This is a genomic window from Acidobacteriaceae bacterium (assembly GCA_035944135.1).
Taxonomy (GTDB): Bacteria; Acidobacteriota; Terriglobia; order Terriglobales; family Acidobacteriaceae; genus Granulicella.
The window spans coordinates 652,042-672,950 of record DASZBM010000010.1 but is presented as its reverse complement, the minus strand read 5'-3'; the positions used below and the strand labels follow the sequence as shown (position 1 = coordinate 672,950).

Here is a 20,909-nt window from a genome sequence, read left to right as displayed (position 1 = left end):
ATCAACGGGCCTGTCAGAAGCCCAGCTTGAGGGAGAACTGAGCGATGCGCGGCGTGTAGCTGCCGTTGCTGATGACGTTGCCAAATCCCGATGCATTCACATCATTGACCGGGTCGGCCAGGTTGGTGTGGTTGAGAAGGTTGAAGTATTCAGCGCGGAACTGCAATGTTGCTCGCTCGTGAAGTGGGAAGACGCGATAAAGACCGGCGTCCCAATTTGCATAACGTGGTCCCGTGAACTCACCTTTACTGACGTTGCCGAAGGTTCCGTAAGCGGGAACAGAAAATGCGGAGATGTTAAGGAAAGCTCGGCACGGCCCAGCAGAGTAGGAGCAGGAGCCGCCTGCATAGGGAGCGGTGCCGTTATATTGAGCGCGATCGCTGCCGATCGCTGTATCCGAGCTGTCGGCCGAAGAGATCACCGTGAGGGGATCGCCGGACTGAATCTGCACAATGCCTGTAGTTTCCCATCCGTTGACAACGGCACGAAGCGCGGCTGCTTGAGAGTTCAGCCTGGGCAGCTTCCAGACATACGAGCCTGAAAAGACGTGGCGACGGTCAAAGTTGGAACGGCCGCGATCCAGACTGCGGAAGTTTGGATAATAGATGGGGTAAACATAGCTCAACGAGTCGCCGTAATCGTAGGGGCCATCATCCAGCGCTTTCGACCAGGTGTAGTTGGCCATAAATGTGAGCCCATGCGAGAGCCGTTGCTGCAACGTGGCCTGCAGCGAGTTATAGCTTCCATTGGCGCCGTCGTTCAGATTGGTGATGGTCGCGTACTGCGAATAACGACGAGGGCCATCGGTGCCGGAGGCATTGGCCTGACCGGGGTTCTCTTCCAGGAAGGTGGTCAGATGGGTGGTGCGCGATCCTACATACGCGAGGCGAGCAAATAGATTCTGCGTGAGGGACTGCTCCACGCTCAGGTTCCACTGATAGGTGGTCGGGGGAGGTAAAGATCCAACCGGGTTATAGGTGTAGACCTGAACCGGCACCGGAAATGCGCCGTCGTAAGGCAGCTGGGTTGCGGTCGGGAATGGGTTGGTGATGCCCTTGTAGGGATTCGAGAAGGGTCCCTGGGGATTCGTAAGCTGCAAGGAGACGCCGAACGGTGTCACGCCCGACGCATTGGACGCGTTGATGGCCTGGGTGCGGGTGTCGTAAAAGACGCCGGCGCCACCACGCAAGGATGTCTTGCCGTTGCCGAAGAGATCCAGTGCGAAGCCAAGGCGCGGTTCAAAGTCTGTGTAGATCGCGCGATAGCCCTGCTCCGGAACGCCTTTGTCGCCCGGGAACAGGAGGCCCGGAGGAGCATTGACATAGACCGATGAAGTAATGCCTGCTGCATAGGCCTGGGGATCGAACATCTCGACGCGATGATCCGCCTCCGCCCAGGGCAGATATGGCTCGTAACGGAGGCCATAGTTGAGCGAGAGACGTCGTGAGACCTTCCAGGAATCCTGCGCGTATAGGCCGGGGAATGTGTTGCGGAGCGAGGTATACGTTCCAGCGCCCTGAACGAACGTTGAGACCGCGCCGAGCAGGAAGCTGGCTGCTCCGTCGCCGGCGAGCTTGCTGAAGGTGAACAAACCGGGCTCCTGATACGGGCCGCCGTTGTCTATCTTGCTGAGCTCGATGCGTCCGCCGAACGCAAAGTCATGGTTGCCGTGCACCCAGTGCATGTCGTCCGACAGGTTGTAACTGTTGCGCTGGAATTGAGCGTAGGGGTTTGCGCCGAAGCTGAAATAGCCCTTCACCTTCAGGCGCTCAATCGCCTTGAGAGCCGGCTGCCAGATGTTGACACCATAGTCGGCGAGGTCAGGGGCGTTGTCCGGCGCATAACGCTGGGCGAGTTCCTGCATGTAGTTCACCGTGATGTTGTTCATCAGGTGAGCGGTGAAGATATGCGTTTCGGAGAGGAGCGAGCTGCGGTAGACGATGGTCGACTGATCTGTGTAAGTCAGCAGGTTTTGAGGGTTGAGATAGCCCCCGTAGAGAAATGAGTCGGAGAAGAAATGCGCAAACATTTGATCTTTGTCGCTGAACGTGTGATCTACGCGAGCGATATATTCACCGAAGTTTTCTTTGAGGGGCACCTGGTAGAAGACCTGACCGTCGCCGGTGGCGTGCGGAAGATCCTGCTCCAATGCCACAGCAGCGGGATCGAACGTGCTCGGGTTAACCTGGTTGCCGGAATACTTTGCGCCAGTTGTCGGATTCTTTATCTTTTCAGCCGAACCGATGGGGTTGTCCGGGTTGACGGTGAGGAGCGCGGAGAAATCGCCGCTCCGCTCTGCATCCGTGGGGACAAAGGAGTTATTCGGCGTCTCATCGCGGATCAAGCTCTTCTGATAGCCAAACATGAAGAATGTCTTGCGGGCGTTGAACAGGTGCGGGATCGCCAGCGGCCCGGAGAAGGTGCCACCAAACTGATTTCTCTTGAGCGGGTCCACCGTCTTCACGGGGAGGCCGTACTGCGAAGACTGTACATAGCCGAAGGGTGATGCGGCATTAAAGATGCCGTTGCGAACGTACTCAAAGAGCAGGCCGTGGTACTTCTCCTGGCCGGACTTGACGACGATGTTCACTACGCCGCCGGCGTTCTGGCCGTACTCTGCGTTGTAGTTGCTCGTCTGAATGCTGAACTCCTGAAGAGCATCCGGGAATGGGAACGGGCCGTTCACGTCGGTGTATTCGTCGACGTTGTTACCGCCATCCAGCATGTAATTGGTCTCGAATATCTGCGAGCCGTTAATAGAGGTGGAGGCGACGACGGGAAATGTCTTCGTAACACCCTGGTCAGCGCCGTCATTTGGCCCGGTCACCGCTCCGGCGACAAGCGTTGTGAGCTGAGCAGCGTTGCGGCCGTTCAGCGGAAGCTCTTCAACCTGAGCGCGATTGATGACCTGCGATAGCGTACCGTTCGTCGTATTCACCTGGTCGGCATCGGCGTCGACGGTGACGTTACTGCTCTCCGAACCTAGCCTCAGCTGGATATTCAGCACCAGCGACTGGTCCGCCTGCAGTGTGATCCCCTTCTGCGTGTAGGTGGAGAAGCCTGGAGATGTGACCCGGACCGAGTATTCCATCGGGAGCAACTGCGGGAAGATGAACCGCCCACTGCTGTTGCTGGGCACGGTCAGCGACTCGCCCGTGCTCATCTGTGTTGCAACGACACTCGCGCCGGATATGAGTGCGCCGCTTGGATCGACGACCGTACCCTGAATGCTGCCGAATCCCTGCGCCATGGCGGCCGAGGTAGCTAATCCCAGAACTGCAAAGGTGCCAGCGATGTGACGACGCGAGAGAGCCCTAGAGAGAACGAATCGTGGTTGCGGCAAATCACAACTCCTTGAATCAGGTGAAAGGCCGAAGAGCTTCCCGTCCCTTCAGCTCAGCTGGAAAAGAATGTGACAATAACCTATCGGCCTGCTTTGCAGCTGTCAACAGCAAATTTACACAGCTACCACGGAAAGTTTCCCAGAGGAGTATGCCACTAACCGTGACGCTAGGGGCGATTATCCATATGATAGCAGGCAGGTTAATCGAAAAGGGGAAGGCGTGTTCTGTGGTGGAGTGTGGTTGCGCTCTAGAAGTTCGCACGGGAAGCAGTCAATTCTGTTTTCTTTTTCTTTCATAGATGGTAAGTTTTCTCCAGTCCCACTTCGATCTTCTTTGGTGAGGAAGACACAAGTCGCATGCGAAGCGAGTCGTCCAGATGAAAGAAACACGCACGGTCCGCAAAGGAAGCCTGGGGCTGAAGGACATCGCATCTGCGGCGAATGTGAGCGTGGCCACTGTGTCGCGCGTGTTGAGCGGGAGCAGCCGCGTGGATCCTGCGATGCGCCGGCTGGTGCTGGACACGGCTGCGAAGTTGAAGATTGACCCAGTGCAGCGTAACCGGCCGGGATCGCTGGCCTTCATTTTGAGCAACCGGTCGACGCTTCCGCCGTTTCACGCCAGCATTCTTGTGGGAGCAGAGACGTATTGCACCGCGCACGGATGGGACCTGCTCTATTGCTCCTTCAACGCTCCACTGAACATCGCCGCCAAGGAGTTGCATTTGCCGAGGGTGCTGCATCGGCGGGATGCGGTTCGGGGAGTGATTTTGGCGGGCAATACGTCTCCGAATCTGTTGGAGCTGCTGGAACAGAAGGACATCGGCTATGTGGTGCTGGGGAACAACATCCTTGGCGAAGTATCCGAGCTGAAGAATGACGTTGTGTTTTCCGGAGAAACGAGGGGTGGCGAGGAGATGACTCGCTACCTGGTCGACCTAGGGCATCAACAGATCTGGTTTGTGGGCAATACTCGTCTGCCGTGGTTTGCGCGATATTACGAAGGCTATCGGCGATGCATGGAGGAAGTTCGACTGCAGCCGCGATTGAGCAGCATCGATTCAAGCGACGAGATGGAGATCGGATATCTCGGAACGAAGTATCTGCTCTCTACGGGTGAGCCGGTAACGGCGATCTTTGCTGGCAACGATGCCACGGCATGTGGAGTGTATAGAGGACTTCGCGAACGCGGCCTGCGCATTCCCGAGGACATCAGCGTGGCCGGATGCAATGACACCGTGGGCGGCTCGCTAAACCCTGGGCTGACTACGATCCGCGAGTTTCCTGAGCAGGTGGGGCGGCACATGGCGGAGCTGCTTCTGGAGCGCATCGCGAAGCCCGACATCGAGCCACGACGTCTCACCATGCCGACTGAGTTTGTGAAGCGAGATTCGTGCAGTGCACCCAGCGAGCCACAATCGCTTCAGGAGATCGGCGCGGTGGCGAATAGCACAACAATCTTAACGCGGTGAACCGCCTGATTCGGGGATAAGACATTCCCGTGTCCAGTACCCACTTTCGACTTCGCGGCGAGTAAACGCGGGGTGATACATCAAAAAACTTTGCCCGGAGAAAACACGCTTGGCGACCACTACTGCGCTTCAACGGCTCAAGGCCGATTCCTTGAATATCGAAATTTATGCAGATCTCAAATCCGCCAGCGATGCTGCGGCTCGTGAGGCAGCGCAAGCTTTAGTCAACCTCGATAAGGCTTGCAGCGCGTTTGGCGTGATCTTTGCGACCGGGTCCTCACAGATCGAGACGCTTGAGGCTCTTACGGCTATCCCGGGCTTGCCGTGGAATAAGGTGATTGGATTCCACTTGGATGAATACATCGGCATGCCGGCTGACCATCCTGCATCCTTTCGAGGCTATCTTCAGCGTCATCTCCTTAGAAAGGTTACGTTGAAAGAGTTCAACGAAATCGATGGCACGGCGCCGAATATCGACGAGATCTGCCGGCAATATGCTTTGAATTTGCAAAAAACGGCGCCGCAGCTTTGCCTGCTTGGCGTCGGCGAGAACGGTCATCTTGCGTTCAATGACCCCGACGAAGCCAACTTCAATGATCCGCAAGATGTGAGAATCGTCCGTCTTGACCCTGTCTGCAGACAGCAACAGGCCTCCGAGGGATGGTTTGATTCACTGGAGGAGGTACCCGAAGTAGCCGTCACTGTAACGATTCCTGCGTTGTTCCGTGTGCCCAAACTCGTGCTGACGGTGGTGGGCTCCCGCAAAGCGACGGCGGTAGAGCGCTTGATTGAAGGGCCGATCTCTACGAATTGCCCTGCGACGATACTACGTCGCCATTCGGACGCGACGCTCTACCTAGATCAGGACGCAGCCGCAAACCTTTGAACCGTCGCCATAACAGTGACGGTTTCTAGTCGTCCCGAGGGATTATTCTTGTGACTCGCACGATGGGGTGCGCTGCTCGCGAGTAGCCAGACGCGAGCAAAGCAAAAAAAAGGGCCGCCCAATACGGGTGGCCCACGAGGAGACCCAAACTAAGATCGGTTGACGTATGCAAAGTCTTGTCGGCAGCGCGCGCCGCCGGCGGAATCTAGCTTTTCGGCGGACGGATGCTTAGAACGGCTCGGTTCTCGGTTCCGGCGGAGACGGCGATGCTGAAGATGTGGGTTGCGGGATCGAAGTGAATCCCGGTCACGGAACCGACCGTTGCTTTCACTTCAGGCTGATTTGCGGCGTATCCAGAGATGACTCGGGGGCCTTCGCCGGCGGCGAAGTGAACTGTGGCAAGCAACTCACCACCATGTGAAGCTTCCACGCTGATACGGGTTCTTCCCATCGGGGTAATTTTTTCCGTGTCTCCCAACAAGGCAACGCCGCCTGCGTTTACTGGCGTTAGGACAACGTAGCCCCAGCCGGAATCAAACCCTATCGTGAGACTGTCCTGCGGATTCAGGACGCTTCCGGTGTGATCTCTCCAGTCGTAGGCGAAGACCGGATTGCGCACACCAAGCTTGGTCAACGGAATCGTGACACTCGTTTCCGCTGCTTGCCTGGGATAGGCGAAGACGTATCGCACGTCGCCATTGGCGGTTGCAGTGGTGGCCTCGGCTACCATCGGAGAGTTTTGTGATTCGCTGTCGCGAAGATAACTGTCATCGATGGGCACGAGTGGTGTGTCTGGTTTGATGATGGTGGCATCGGTGCGGATGACGGACATAAGATTCTTCACGTTGAAATCGCCGATCGCGTCGCCTACACCGACCGGACCGGCCGAGAGCGTCGAGATCACGAGATTGCCGAGGTCCTTGCTGAAAAAGGCGTCAGTCCACGGCCATAGCCCCACAGCCTTGGCGAGTTCCGAGTCGTACAGAAACCGGTCCCATTTGCGACGCTCAAAGCCGTCGCCACTGGTGCGCGTGGTTCGTACTGCGGGATACTGCGTGCTTGCCATGTAGTCGCTCGGCAGCGTCATGCAGTACTGAATGCTCATGTTCTGAGCCTGCATGGCATCGTTCATCTCGCGCAGAAACGCACCAGGATCCGTAAGGTTCGTCTCGGCGTGTGCATTCTTGTCCAACCAATCCTGCTCATACGTGATCACGCCGGCATCATGGAGGTAGTCCGCGGTCGATTGCCAGAACCTCGGATCGATCGCGACGTTACCGGACATTTTGTACTGCTGGTGGTATGGGCTTTGCGGAGCGATCCAGCGAGCGTGTGTTACAAGAGGGAGTCCCAAATTCTGCTGGAACTTCTTCATGCCATCTGGGAATAGTGTCTTGTCGGCACGATATTCCGTCTCACCAAATTCCGGCGTGTTGCCCTTCGTTTCCCAGCGCGACTGCGGCCCCTTTGGGTAGAACCAGCTATCGATCTGCATGTAACCGATCGGAACGTTGAGTCGCTTGAGCTCGTCGCGCACGGCAAGCAGTGTTCCGGCGTATCCTTTCGATTCGTCGAACTTGTAGTAGTAGACGGTCTTGTTGTCCGTCCAATAGCCAAGCTTGTTCAGTAGCGCGTCGGCATTGTTCGGCGCGGCGTGTTTGCCGCCGATTGCCAGGAGCGCGGAACCCCACGAACTGAATGCATCGTTTACGCCATCACCGGTAGAGAGGAGCGTGGTGTGAACGAAACCGGCAGGCATGCTCTTAATCTCTGGATCGATTCCGATCGTCGCTCCTCCAGTTTCATCAGCAGCCATTTTCGAGACGAGGAAGTGATCGGCGGGTGACACGATCAGCGCGTGCGCGGACTTGTCGAAGAAGACCCACGGACCCTCGGGATTCAGCTTGCCAAACTGATAGAAGCCGAAGTTGATCGACTGGAAGGACAGCTGTTCCTGCTCGACCGGAACATGCGCAAAGGTCGGGAACGGAGTCGTGTTATCGCCGGCGGAAACCCACTCATCGCGAAACTCAACGGTGGGGCGGCTATCGTATACTCGGATTTCCGCACGACGGGCGCCACTGGAAAAACTAATCGCGAGACTATGGAAGCGCCCCACTTTGTCTTCACCCGAAGTGCTCTTTACCTTGCCCACGGGCTCGGGGAGCTGACCATCCAACTTCCATCCGGTTGCGGAATACCGCACAACATAGCTGCCGTCTGCGCTCAGGCTGCAGTCGATCGCCGAGTTGTGTGCGGTTCGTGCTCCTGATTTTTGTCCTAGCGCACACGGCGGAACGGCGAGCAAGAACGGTAAAACCAGTCTCCAATTAAGATTCGATATCGACATCAACAACCTTCCTCTCAAGGCTTCTTCGCGCACCGTTAGCGCGAAAACTCGATCTTCTGTTCGCTGCCGTCGTCGGCAAACTCAGCGTGTACGCTCTGCGTCGCGCTATCAAACGTGACCTTGGTTGCCGCAGTGGCTCCGTTGACACGCACCGATTGCGGTGCGCGTTCCATTCCATAGATTTCCACGGCCATGCGTGACCACCACACCGGGTACGTCCCTTCTCGTTTGCCGATGTAAAGCACTACGGAATGAGCAGTGACATCGCAGTGAAACTCCTCGCGCGCGAAGTCCCCGTTGCGATACGAAAGGCTTGTTCCATCGTCTACGTAGACGGATCCGTGACAATCCTGTCCGGGATAGACACGCAGCGTGAGCGAGCCGGCCGGCCTTTCCATGGTGCTCTCCGTCAGGGGCGCAATGGGTATCACTGCGCCTGCACGCACATATACCGGAAGTAGACTGTCAGCCGGCTGAACGGTTAGCACCTTTGCAGGCTTTGGTTTGGTTCCAGGTTTTGCCACTCGCGTGCTGGCGCTGAACTTCACGGGGCGTCCCGTCCAATAGTCGAACCAACGGCCTGGAGGCAGCGTTACATCATAGGAGGCCATTTGCTCGGGATATGGCGGGGGCGCAACCAACAACTGCGGCCCAAAGAGAAACTCGCCGCCAGCATCGAGATCGATGGGATGTCCGTCGGCATTCGCATGCGGAAATTCGACGAATAAAGGACGCATGATCGGCACTCCCGTCCGTGAGAGTTCCTCCGCGGCGGTGTATAGATAGGGCATGAGCCGATAGCGTTCTTCGATGGAGTGGCGTCGCGCAGCCTCCTCGACAGGACCATCCATCCAGGGCTCGCGATTGCCGGATTGCCGCGATGAGTGTTCGCGAAAGAGCGGCTGAAAGGCACCGATTTCGAACCACTTTGTCAGCAGCGCGGGTCCAGGGACTCCGTCGAAACCACCTACGTCGGCGCCGCTCAGCGAGAAGCCGCTCAGGCCAAGATTGAGCAGCATCGGCGTGGTCATCCGCAGATGATTCCACGTGCTGGTGTTGTCCCCGGTCCAGGTCCACGCATAACGCTGGCCACCGGCGTAGGTCGCACGCGTGAGGACGAAAGGGCGCTCGTCTGGCCGCAGCGTTAGAAGACCTTCAAAGGTGGCACGCGAGTTGAGCATGCCGTAGACGTTGTGGATCTCGGCATGGGTTGCTGTGCGCGAGGCAAAGCCCGGTTCGTCGATTCGATGCTGTACGGCGGGCGGCATTGTTTTACCGGGGACGAAGACAGCCGGTTCATTCATGTCATTCCAGAAGCCGGCCACGCCATCGTGAACAAGATTTTCGTAGAGCGTTCCCCACCATTGCCGCGTGCTGGCGCGCGTGAATTCCGGAAACACGCTAGGACCCGGCCAGACATTGCCGACGTAGAGAGATCCATCAGCATTGCGGATGAAATGATCGCCTGCCACACCACTCTGATAAGGCTTGTAGGAGCCGTCTGACACAGCAGCGACATGGGGATCTGTGATCGCTACGACGTGGAACTCCTGATGTTTCAGGTCAGCGATCATCTTTGCGAAGTCCGGGAACCTCTCCTGATCGACCGTGAAGGGGCGAAGGTCTTTCTGGTAGTCGATATCGAGATACAACACGTCTGCGGGGATGTGGTCCGCTCGAAGTTTAGTGGCAATCTGCTCGACACGCGCCTGCGGAAAGTAGCTGGAACGTGATTGCTGATAGCCGAAGGCCCAACGAGGCGGAAGCGGGGGAAGGCCTGTAAGCCACGCGTATTCGCGCAACACGTCCTTGGGTGTGGGGCCAGCTAAGACGTAGTAGTCGATGGGGCCGTCCGCCGCACCGAATGAATAGAGTGCAGGATTAGATTGACCGAAGTCGAAGGAGCTGCGAAAGGTGTTGTCGAAGAGCGTCCCGGCAGCGCGTCCTTCTCGGAACGTCATGAAAAACGGGATTGTTTTGTAGATCTCGTCGGTTGATTCCTGGAAGGCGTAGGAGTCGGTGTTCCACATAGAGAAGCTGTGACCGCGACGATCAAGAGGGCCCGGCTTGTCGCCCAGTCCAAAGTAATGCTCGTCTGAGGGCATGGCCTTGTAGATGCGAAACGAACTGCCGTGGAACTCCACTGGCCATGCCGGGTCATCCTGCTGCAACACATTACCCGCGAGATTTGTCACCTTCATCTGCAGCGTTGAGAGATCCACGGTCACGCACACGGCCGAGGTTGTGAAGCCTGCTGTGCCGCTCGTGACCTGCTGTTGTACCTTCGCCATACCGTGGCGCGCATTCGGCAGCACAGCCCACGATGCATCCTCCGGCAGCGTGCTGCCACGCGCGATTCGGACGCGAAGAACACTGTCGGAGAGGGCCTCGACCTGCATCAACGCATCACTGGTGCGAACCTGAATCCCGTTTGCCAGTGGAGTGGGGACAGCGGGACCGTGCAATACGGTGACGGCGTCCTGCGCAACGGAGGCGAGCGCAGACAACACGATGGACGCGAAGACGGCTACGCGGAGCGCAGGCGTCTGCCTTGGCGAAAGCTGCCACATATTTTTCCCTTACCGAACCGTGAAAACGCCCACCGTCATCGCAGGCACGTGCAGCGTGACGCGATCCGCCGTGACTACACTACTGCCTTCGCCGAGGTCGGCTTTGAAGCTCGTGCATCCACGTAGCGCCGATGTCAGCGGAACGCCTATCGTCGTGGGCGCGTTAGAGCGATTCGCCACGATCAACAATCGTTCATCGCCAGACGCGCAACCAGTATTCGGATTCGCCGCGCGGAGATAAACGAGGGTGTCTTTGTCCGCCGATACGACGCTGAGTCCGCCGTGAAGGATCGCAGGATGCTCGGCCCTGAAATGCAGAAGAGATGAGACCGTCGCATACATATCCTGCTGCTCCGCGGTGCGTCGGGTGAGCGTAAAGGCATCCTGGGCATCACCGGGGAAGCCGCCAGGAAAGTCATGCCGATTGTCCGGATCCTTGCCGCCGCGCATTGCGATCTCGTCGCCTGCGTAGAGTTCGGGCATGCCACGCATTGTGACTAACAGGGCGTAACCCATCTTCAGTTCGTCGATCGTCGCTCCGGGCTCAGACAAAAAACGACCGGTGTCGTGGTTGCCGAGAAACGGCACAAGCCGCTCCGGATGGGGGTACAGCTTATCTTCCTTCAGCAGCGCAGAGATGTCGCTCATGGGAGCGCCTTTGATCAGCGTGTTGCGCAGCGTCGTGAACATTGGGAAATCGAAAGGAGTGTCCAGCCCTGTATCGACTCCGCGATGGGCGGCTCCGCCGGCGAAGAACGAAGTGATTTCTGGGTCGTGGTTGAATATCTCTCCGACGGTGGTGAAATGTGGGTAGAGTTCGTGGATCGTCTTGTGAAAGTCGTGCCAGAACGTTCTCTGGACGTAAGGGAAGGTATCCAGGCGGAATCCATCCAAGCCGCCTTTCTCAATCCACCAGATGGCGTTCTGGATCAGGTATTGCGAGACTAGCGGATCGTCCTGGTTCAGATCGGGTTTGGAGTTTGCAAACCAACCCTCTGTCACTGCGGCAGATGAGCCCTCCTGGGGGTCGACGATCGTCTTGAAATTGCTTTGCGCGCGAAGATGCTCGGCGGGTGTGCCGTGGAACCATGAGGGAGTGGGCGGATCATTTGCCCAAATGTGGGCAGCACCCACATGGTTCGGGACCAGATCGAGGACAAGCTTCATGCCGCGAGCATGGAGCGTATCCGACAGGTTTCTGTAGTCCTCGAGAGTGCCGAAGTGAGGATCGACGGCGTACATGTCTGTCGCGTCGTAACCGTGATATGCGTGTGGCTCGTGTGCGTTTTCGTACGCCGGCGTAATCCAGATGGTATCGACGCCAAGCTGCTGCAGATAGTCTTCATGCTCGATGATTCCGCGATAGTCGCCACCGTGCCACGCGGTCGGATTGGCCCGGTCCACCTGGCTGAAAGGATCGGAAGGCCATCCGTCATTGGAGGTATCGCCGTCGGCGAAACGGTCCGTGAAGATCAAATACATTGCGTCTGCGGATGAAAATCCGGCATTCTTCGCCGGCGTGCGCGCAGCCAGAGTGAACGGCAAAGCCAGATTCGTTGTGCCGTCGCTAAGCAGCACACGCAGTTGCTGTGGTCCGGCCTTGTCAGTTTGCAACCACAGGAAGGCGTAGTGTCCGTTGGCCGAGACCTGTGCCTTTGCCAAGGTGACTCCGTTTCCCTGCACACCAAGGCGCACATCGCGCAGATGCACGCCATGAAGCAGCAGCATCGGTGAGGGCAGGCCGGCCCACCAATCCGGTGGGTCGATCTGATCCACGCACGGTACGGTCGCGCGACTGCAATCAGCGAGCGGCGTGCGCGCCCCGTGTCCAACCAAAGGCAGTGTGAGCAATGCGCAGGCAAGAGCCGCAGATTTCAAGGACGTACACATGATGCAGAGAGGCTTTCTTCGCGTCCGCACCCGCTCGATGGAGCGAGCGCAGGACGCGATGATGGGGTTACAGATGGTGACGCCTTAGAATTGCAAGCGGAACGCTAGCTGCAACTGGCGCTCCGAATGAACGTGTGTGCCATTGATCTGGCCAAACGATCCTGTAATGGAGCTGTAGTTGGTTGCGGAACACGTTGCGGTCGACGTGTTGATGCAGCTATCGAGATTGCCGTTAGGGTTGTTGAACTGGGGTGTGTTGGTCAGGTTGTAGGCTTCCACGCGGAACTGGCCTTCGACGCGCTCCACGATCGGGAAGTTCTTGAAGAGGGATGCATCGACAACCTCATGCGCAGGACCAACCATAGCGTTGCGTGCGAGTGTTCCCGGTGCGATGAATACGCTGGTCTGGTTGTTGTTGGGGATCGCCGCGGGGTGGCTGAACGCCCCGACGTTGAACCACTGGTAGATGCTCTTCGGATAGCTGATGTTACCGGCAATATCCGCACGATTATTCAGAGTGGCGCTGAGCAGGTGCGAGCTGCAACTTGCGCAGTAGTAGTCGCTGGTCGTCACGTCAAACGGCGTGCCAGAGCCGAGAATGGTGACGGTGTTCAACTGCCAGCCACCGGCCACTGCGTCCACGAAGCGATTCGCGTGCGAGAGGAACTCGTGTCCGTGGCCGAAGGGTAGCTCAGCGAGCAGGCTGAAGACGAACACATGGCGCTGGTCCTGGTCGGACGAGCCGTAGTTGTCTTTGTAGTCCGGTCCGTTTGGCGTGATGAACAGACGGTTATCCGGCGTGTTGGTACCTGTATTGAAGGCGCCGTTGGAGTTATCGAGGGAGTGCGACCAGGTGTACGCTGCGGTGTAGTGCAGGCCGTGCGACATCTGGCTGTTCACGAAAACCTGCAGACCGTTGTAGCGGCTGATGCCATTGGATTCGGCACGCGTAATGGAATTGAATTGCGGGTACAGCTTGACGTTCACGGGCTGGCCGATTTCCTGGCTGTTCAGGTTGAACCAGCTCAGCAGATGGTTTGAGGCCGTTCCGACATAAGCGATGTTTACCGTGGAATTCCTGGTCAGCAACTGCTGTACCTGCACGTTCCACTGCATGATTTGCGGCGTGGGCAGGTTCGGATCCCACGAGATCAGGCTGGCGTTGATCGGATCCGCGCGATTCACAGCCTGACCGAACGTCGGCAGAGGCAAAGGCTGCGTGGCGTCAAGATTGTTATTGTCGCCAGAGTTCGCCTGCCCGGCAAAGTTGTTGCGGAAGCCACCGTTTGTCAACACGTCCGAGTACGCGGTCGCGCCGGCGAAGTCGGGATTTTGCGCAAGTTGCTTGCCTACACCGCCACGGTCGAGGAAGTAGAAGACACCGAATCCGCCGCGAAGAACTGTCTGCCCCTGTCCATTTGTGTCGTATGCGAAACCGACACGCGGAGCGAAGTTGTTGAAGTTTGTGTTGATCAGCGAGCGTGAGTTAGAGTTCTGGCCCGCGACCTGCAATGTGAGCGTGTTCAGGTCGAAGTTCGATTGGTTGTTGTTGACCTCATACGGATATGTGAACAGGTCATAGCGGAGGCCGAGGTTGAGCGTCAGCCGCGGCGTAACGCGCCAATCGTCCTGCGCGAACGCACCTGACTGCCAGTTGACCGTCGTAAAGTAGCGGTCAGCTACGCCGATGGTGTACGTACCCACAAAGCCGGCCAGCATGTCCGCCATGCCCAGGCCGGTGAAGTGGTTGCCGCTGAAGTCAAATAGACCCTTGTCGTCGCTGCCATGGAAGAAGCCCACCTGGCGGCGCTCGATCGAGCCCCCGAACTTGAAAGTGTGGCGTCCGTGAATCCACGAGACTTCGTCCACGAACTCGTGGCTAGCCTGCGGAACGGTGTACTGGCCGCCGTCGCCCGTGTATGCCAGGGTTCCGCCATTGATGGCCGCGCCACCACCAAGCTCCGCGTTCCTGTTCGCGTTTTGAATACCGAGGTTCGCCGACAGCGGAATATTGTTGAACGGGTTGATGTACCCGTAGAAATCGTAGATGTGGCCATAGCGCAACTCATTCACCAAATGCGGGGTGAAAACGTGTGTCCAACCCGCCGCCTCACCGCGCGGGTGCTGTGGATTCACGCCCGAACCCGAGCCGGCTGGAAGGTTCGGAAAATAGCTGGCCTTGGTCAGTACGTCCTGCCCGTAGCTATAGCGGGCGAACAGAGTATCGCGTTGAGTTGCCGTCCAGTCCAGACGCACGTCGAAATCGTCCATGCGCTGCGTCTGCTCGGGGTTGGTGTAGTAGTTGTTGACGTTGGTGAGGTTGCCCTGGGCGGGCCCGTAGTTGGGCAACGGAAAGGCGTTCAGGTAGTTGAGACCCGCCAGGGTCGCACGCGTTGTGGGGATAATGTTGCCTTGGAACGGGAGGCAGGTGACGGGGTCGTAGATGGTGCCATGCGGTCCCGACTTGGTGTTGCAGCCGGTCGCCTTGCTGTAAGGCGTGCTGGTGTTTATCGTGCTCGTCGACGCCAGCAGTTCGGAGAAATTTCCTGTACGCTCTAGCGCCGTAGGCACAGTTTGAAATGTTCCGCCACTCGGCTGCTCCATCCGAAGCCCCTGGTAGTCGCCGAACCCGAACAGATGATTCTTCCAAATGTAGCCACCGAGCGTTCCGCCATACTGCACGCGGTGGAAGGTCGGGTTCGCCTTGGTCGGCGAGAAGTAGTTCGGGCTGGCGTCGAAGATCTGATCGCGATCGAAGATGAACGCGGACCCGTGATACTGGTTCGTACCGGACTTAATGGAGGTCTGAATGATCGCTCCGCCGGCGCGGCCGAATTCAGCCGGGGCCACCGATGTGGTCACGCGGAACTGCGCGGTGGCCTCGACGGGCGGGAAGAAGATGATCGTGTTCACCAGCGCATCATTGTTGTCCAGACCGTCGAGCTCGAAGTTATTCGCCTGGGGCCGCAGACCGTTCACCGAAAGCGCCCCGCCGCCGGTCTCACTGTTGCGCCAGGTCTCCGCATTGGCGTTTAGGCCGGCCGCGTCCGAACCATAGGCACCGCGGGTGACACCTGGTACCAGCATTGCAAGCTCGGTAAAGTTTCGCCCGTTCAGCGGCAGTTCCGTAACCTGCCGGCCTTCCACCACCGCGCTCGTGGACGACGTCACCGTGTTAACCAGCGGCGCCGCATCGGTTACGGTCACCTCCTGGGTGTCGCTTCCGAGTTTCAGATGGAAGTTGAGGGCCTGCGATTGCGAGACGTCCAAAGTAAAGTTTTGGATCTCGGTCCTGAATCCACTATCGACCACCTGCGCACGGTAATGTCCTCGAACTAGGCTCGTGACACTGAAATGGCCGTGGTCGTCGGTCTTAATGGTTCGCTTGGCGCCGGTATCGAGATTTTCGATGGTGACCGTCGCGCTGGGCACGGCCGCACCCGTAGAGTCCTCGATAAGCCCTTCCACCTGAGCAGTATCGGTTTGCGCTGGGGCAGAACGTGGGACGATGATCACGGACAGGACCATCAGGGATGCGAACCAGAGCGTGCCAGTCATTCGCTGGCATCTATTAATAGAGAACATATTTCGAAGCCTCCACAGATTGCAGGGGGTTCGCAGGCGCAACGGCGCAGGTTCGCGAACACACTGGATGCACTAGACAGAGCGGATCTGTGAACTGGCAATGATCTTGCCCTCTCTTTTTCCGCAAAAATTTATTACCTGATAAGTTGATGATTTAATTGGTGGTGTACCGGACTACTTCTTTGACTTCCTCGTTTTATTAATTGGATTTGACCCTCATCATCGGATTTCGATATACAGGGACCTGCCCCCATGCCCACGATCCTTGAACCCGTCTCTACCGAGCGGCTGCGCTTCGGGCTGTTCGAGCTCGACCCGGTGGCTCAGGAGCTGCGGAAGGCGGGCGTCCCCGTACGCATCCAGAGTCAGCCGCTACGCATTCTGCTCTATCTCGCGCAGCGCGCCGGCACAATCGTTAGCCGAGAGGAGCTTCACCGCACTTTCTGGAAGCCCGACACTGCCGTCGATCTCGAACGCAGCCTGGCAGCGGCGATTTACAAGATACGGGAGTGTTTGGACGATTCCGTGACGAGTCCCCGTTTCATAGAGACTCTGTCGCGTTCCGGGTACCGCTTTATCGCTCCAGTGATGGAAATCCATCCGGACAGCCCTGCCGAGGATCCGCTCCTATCGCCCGGGCGGCATTTTCGATCGGAGCGGGCGGCCGAGCTATCTGGCGATATCAATGCGGCCGCATCAACTCCACCACCACCAACGGCCGCGAAATCGGGCCGATTGTGGCTGTTTGGTGGTCCCCTTGTCCTACTCTGGCTGGCGGTCATCGGTCTGGCTGCCCTGTTGTGTTGCGCACTGGCCTTTCGTTCTCCCACCCGGGGCTCTGCTGCTGTCCACGCCCTTACCCACAACGCGTCGATCACTCTTCCGGGCGGGATGACGCAGGGCTTTCCTGTGACTGTCACGGACAATGCCCGCGTGTACTTCGCTCGGAGCGAAGACGATCTAGGTGAACTCGGGGTCGTGATGCTCAATGGCGGCGACACGACCACGATTTCTCTGCCGGAAGAGCTTGGGAAACCTGTCGCGGATGATATTTCACCTGATGGTCTCCGTCTCCTGTTGAGGAATCGACTGTCCACCTCCGCCGAGCAAGCTCTTTGGATCGCCTCACCGGAAGGCCAAACCGCACACCAGGTTCCCGGCGTCCTGGCCCATGCCAGCGCCTGGATGCCCGATGGCGACTCTATTCTTTATGCGAATGGCAACGTTTTGTACACGATCCACGAGAATGGCTCGGGGAATGCAAGATTCGCTTCCCTGCCGGGCCGTCCGTACTATATGCGCTGGTCGCCGGATGGCAGCATCCTCCGGCTGACGTTGCGGGACGACCGGACGCTTGATACCACGTTGTGGGAGATTAAGGCCGACGGTTCAGCGGCGCATCAGATCCTTGGCGGGTGGCACTCCGGGACGCCTCTGTGCTGCGGCACCTTCCTCAGCAGCGGCGATCTCTATGTCTTTCAAGCCGGAGACGAACGGGATGGCAGTCTGTGGGCCATGCCTGTGCGCCGGGGTTGGTGGGAGCGAAGCCAGGAACCTTTCCGGCTTGCAGAGGGTCCACTTGCGTATACGTCTCCTGCGGCGACGCACAACGGCCGCCGGGTCATCTTCACTGGCTTTGACCGCTCTTTTCGTCTACTCACCTGGAGCGCAAAGGACCATCGTCTGATCCCTGCGCCGGCCTATCTCAGCGATGCTGCGCAAGTAGAGTTTTCGCCCGACGGCCAACGTGTTGCCTGGGTCCGGCGCGACGATGGCACGTTGTGGCGCAGCCGCGCTGATGGAACCGACCGTGTACGCGTGATCGGCGCGCCCTACAGGGTTTCCAGCATGGCATGGTCTCCGGATGCCGCCCGGCTCGCGATCATGGCCCGCCACCCAGGCGCTCCATGGAGAATCCTCATCGCTGACGTGCAGTCAAGCCACATCGAGGAGTTGCTGCGTGACGATCCTCACAACGAGGCCGACCCGCAATGGGCTGCCGGTGGCTCTTCTATCATTTTCGGCCGTCTGCCGCCGAGGCTCGCAGAACCCGCACTGGCGCGCGCACTCTTTCGAGTCGATCTCGCAACACGCCGGATGGTCAAACTCAGCGGCTCCGATGGTCTGTTCAGTCCACGCGTTTCCGGTGACGGCCGCACCCTCGTGGCCTTAAGTGTTGATCAAACAGTACTTCGCCAGCTAAATCTCGACACTGGAGATTGGCGCACCGCAGCGATTGGGCATTTTGACGACCCCGTTTTCCTCGGTGGCGGCCATGCGCTCATATACCGCAACTTCTCGGTTCCGGGACTCGATCTGATGAAGCTGGATCTATTAACACATCAGACCTCATCGTATGCTGAGGGCCTGCGCACCGAACCGAGCCTTGATAATCCGTACTTTGTCGGGTTGCTTGCGGGGGACGCGCCCGCTGTCAGCGTTCCGCGCACGAGTGCGGACCTGTACGAGTTGGAAGCGCCGGAGTAACGTCTTGAGTGTCGTGGAAACGGCAACACCAAGTAAACCCGGTCCAGCCACCCGAACTACGGAGTTTCGCTTCGGCCCGTTCGTTCTTAATACGGCTAGCGGTGAATTGCGTAAGTCCGGGGTTTCGCTCCGTCTGCAGGGCCAGCCGCTGCGAGTTCTCTCGATCCTGGTCGAGCGGGCAGGCGAGGTGGTCAACCGCGAAGAGCTTCGCCTCGGCGTGTGGGGAGATGGCACTGTAGTCGACTTCGATCACGGCCTCGACGTTGCCATCAATAAGGTCCGCGAGATCCTGGGCGATACTGTCAGCGATCCGCGATACGTTGAGACGCTCGCGCGCCGTGGCTATCGATTCATTGGGAGCATCGAGCCAGTTGTTGCGGGGTTGCCGACAGCAATCGGACCAACTACCCATACAGAGGCGATCCATAATGTTGTGCGAGGTGGCGGACGGCTCCCACTCGCTGCGGGTTGGATTGTTGCCGTTGCCGCACTGGCGGGGCTCGCCGTTGTCACGCTGCGGCAGCCTCAGTTGAAGCCCGCACATATCCGCGAAATTACTGACTCCGGCCGAGTCTTCCCAGGCTTGCCGTTGCAGGAGAGCCTCGGGCAGACGGCGACCGACGGCACGCGCCTGTTCTTCTCACAGATTCAGAACGGCCGCACCGTGCTGTCAGTCGCATCCGTGGGCGATGGCGAGACAACGACGCTTCCCTTCCCCGTCTCGGGCGCCTCGCCCGTTCTTGAAAACATCTCGCCCGATGGCGAACGGTTGCTGATCAAGAACCAGATGGCGCGTGAAACCGAAGGCCCAATCTGGATCATCTCCGCCATTGGCGGTCGCGCACAACAGGTTGGCGACATTCTCGCGCATGATGCGAGTTGGATGCCCGATGGCAAGCGCATCCTGTACGCGAACGGGGATGAGATGTTTACTGCGAACGAAGATGGCAGCGACATCCGTCACTTCGCCACGGTTCCCGGGCGCGCTTTCTGGATGCGATGGTCCACGGACAGCACTCGGTTGCGATTCACTCTGTTGCGCCCGCTCGATCACAGGACAGCCCTATGGGAGATAAACGCCGATGGCTCACACGCCCACGCGATGAACTTCCGCCAGAATCCCAACGTCACAGAATGCTGCGGCAACTGGACCGCCGACGGGCGCTACTTCGTCTTCCAAGCGACACACGATGGGCAGACGGATATCTGGGCAACGCGCGAAGGCCCCTTTCGCGGCAGATGGCTTCCGTACATGCCCTTCGCAGTCACCGACGGACCACTTGCTTACCGTTCGCCTGTTCCTATACCGCAAAGCGACAGCATCATCTTTCTCGGTCTGAACCAACACTCCGAGCTTCTGCGCTTTGACGCCTCGACGAATTCTTTCCAGCCGTCCACGCGATTGCAAACTGCGCAGTATGTTCGTTACACACGGGACGCAGCCTGGGTCGCGTGGCTCGACGCTCATGGCGTGCTCTGGCGGAGTCGAGCAGACGGCACGCAACAGCTACAACTCAGCCCCACGGGCATGGACGTTTACATGTTCGATTGGTCACCTGACGGCCAGAGGCTGGTGCTGATGGCACGAGAGCCCGGAAAGCTGTGGCGAATTTATACGGTCGCGGCCGATAGCGCGAACCTCACACCGCTGCTCCCAGGCGAGGATCACAACGAGGCTGACCCCTCGTGGGTCTCCGGTGCGGGCGATATCGTCTTTGGCCGTCCGCCCGATGTTATGGCTGAGCGCGCGCAACCGAAGATGATCTATCAATGGCATGCGGCCACGCGGCGGATAGAACCTATCCCCGGCTCGGAAGGTCTGTTCAGCCCTCGCAGTTCCCCCGACGGACGATTCATCGCGGCACTTCCACTTGGCCAGCGATCGCTGACCGTGTTCGATCGTCAAACGCAACGATGGCGCACACTCGCCAATATTCCGGCTGCAGATCCAGTTTGGTCAGCCGACAGCCAATGGATTTATTTCCACGATTTTGCAAGTAACACGCAGGCCATCTATCGCGCGAATGCACTGGATGGCCGCACGGAGATTGTCGCATTCGTCGGCGACATGCATTCAATGGAGTTTGCCGACTTTCGTTTCGCGGGCCTTGCTCCCGGCGACGTTCCATTGCTGCGCGCCCGCCTGACCGTGGGCAATCTGTTTCGAGCGGATATTGAGAACAGATAGGTGTCGAGTGACATTTCTGAGACTGTTCGATGTCGGATGGAGACCGGTTCGTGAGGGATTGAAAGCTCTAAGAATCGTCGGTGAGATCGTTGGTTCGAATCTGATCAACCCAACCACTTCTCTTCAACAAGTATGGGAACA

The 20,909-nt window shown here is 58.3% G+C and carries 9 protein-coding genes; 4 read left to right on the top strand and 5 right to left on the bottom strand.

What is annotated here, in order from left to right:
• Positions 1 to 13: 13 nt before the first annotated feature.
• Positions 14 to 3,343, bottom strand: a complete 3,330-nt coding sequence (locus VGU25_17295; protein HEV2578965.1) for a carboxypeptidase-like regulatory domain-containing protein — start codon at positions 3,341 to 3,343, stop codon at positions 14 to 16.
• 377 nt (positions 3,344 to 3,720) lie between these two features.
• Between VGU25_17295 and VGU25_17290 the strand changes: the two genes are divergently transcribed.
• Complete coding sequence (locus tag VGU25_17290; protein ID HEV2578964.1) at positions 3,721 to 4,812, top strand: LacI family DNA-binding transcriptional regulator; 1,092 nt, start codon at positions 3,721 to 3,723, stop codon at positions 4,810 to 4,812.
• A gap of 109 nt (positions 4,813 to 4,921) precedes the next feature.
• On the top strand, positions 4,922 to 5,698 hold the full coding sequence (locus VGU25_17285; GenBank protein ID HEV2578963.1) for a 6-phosphogluconolactonase: 777 nt from the start codon (positions 4,922 to 4,924) through the stop codon (positions 5,696 to 5,698).
• 205 nt (positions 5,699 to 5,903) lie between these two features.
• On the opposite strand, the gene VGU25_17280 is transcribed toward VGU25_17285, so the two are convergent.
• From VGU25_17280 to VGU25_17265, 4 genes are all read right to left on the bottom strand, one after another.
• Positions 5,904 to 8,048 (bottom strand): hypothetical protein, encoded by a 2,145-nt coding sequence (locus tag VGU25_17280; GenBank protein ID HEV2578962.1) that lies wholly within the window; start codon positions 8,046 to 8,048, stop codon positions 5,904 to 5,906.
• A gap of 35 nt (positions 8,049 to 8,083) precedes the next feature.
• A complete protein-coding gene (locus VGU25_17275) occupies positions 8,084 to 10,618 on the bottom strand; it encodes a glycoside hydrolase family 31 protein (GenBank protein ID HEV2578961.1) in 2,535 nt (844 codons plus the stop codon).
• Between the two features lie 9 nt (positions 10,619 to 10,627).
• Positions 10,628 to 12,394: an alpha-amylase family glycosyl hydrolase gene (locus tag VGU25_17270; GenBank protein HEV2578960.1), complete on the bottom strand. Its 1,767-nt coding sequence runs from the start codon at positions 12,392 to 12,394 to the stop codon at positions 10,628 to 10,630.
• Between the two features lie 198 nt (positions 12,395 to 12,592).
• Positions 12,593 to 16,066 (bottom strand): TonB-dependent receptor, encoded by a 3,474-nt coding sequence (locus tag VGU25_17265; protein ID HEV2578959.1) that lies wholly within the window; start codon positions 16,064 to 16,066, stop codon positions 12,593 to 12,595.
• Positions 16,067 to 16,345: 279 nt separating this feature from the next.
• Between VGU25_17265 and VGU25_17260 the strand changes: the two genes are divergently transcribed.
• The gene (locus tag VGU25_17260) at positions 16,346 to 18,580 is read left to right on the top strand and encodes a winged helix-turn-helix domain-containing protein (protein HEV2578958.1); all 2,235 of its coding nucleotides are present in this window, start codon (positions 16,346 to 16,348) and stop codon (positions 18,578 to 18,580) included.
• Between the two features lie 13 nt (positions 18,581 to 18,593).
• Positions 18,594 to 20,768, top strand: coding sequence for a winged helix-turn-helix domain-containing protein (locus VGU25_17255; GenBank protein HEV2578957.1), 2,175 nt, complete (start codon positions 18,594 to 18,596; stop codon positions 20,766 to 20,768).
• Positions 20,769 to 20,909: the final 141 nt, after the last annotated feature.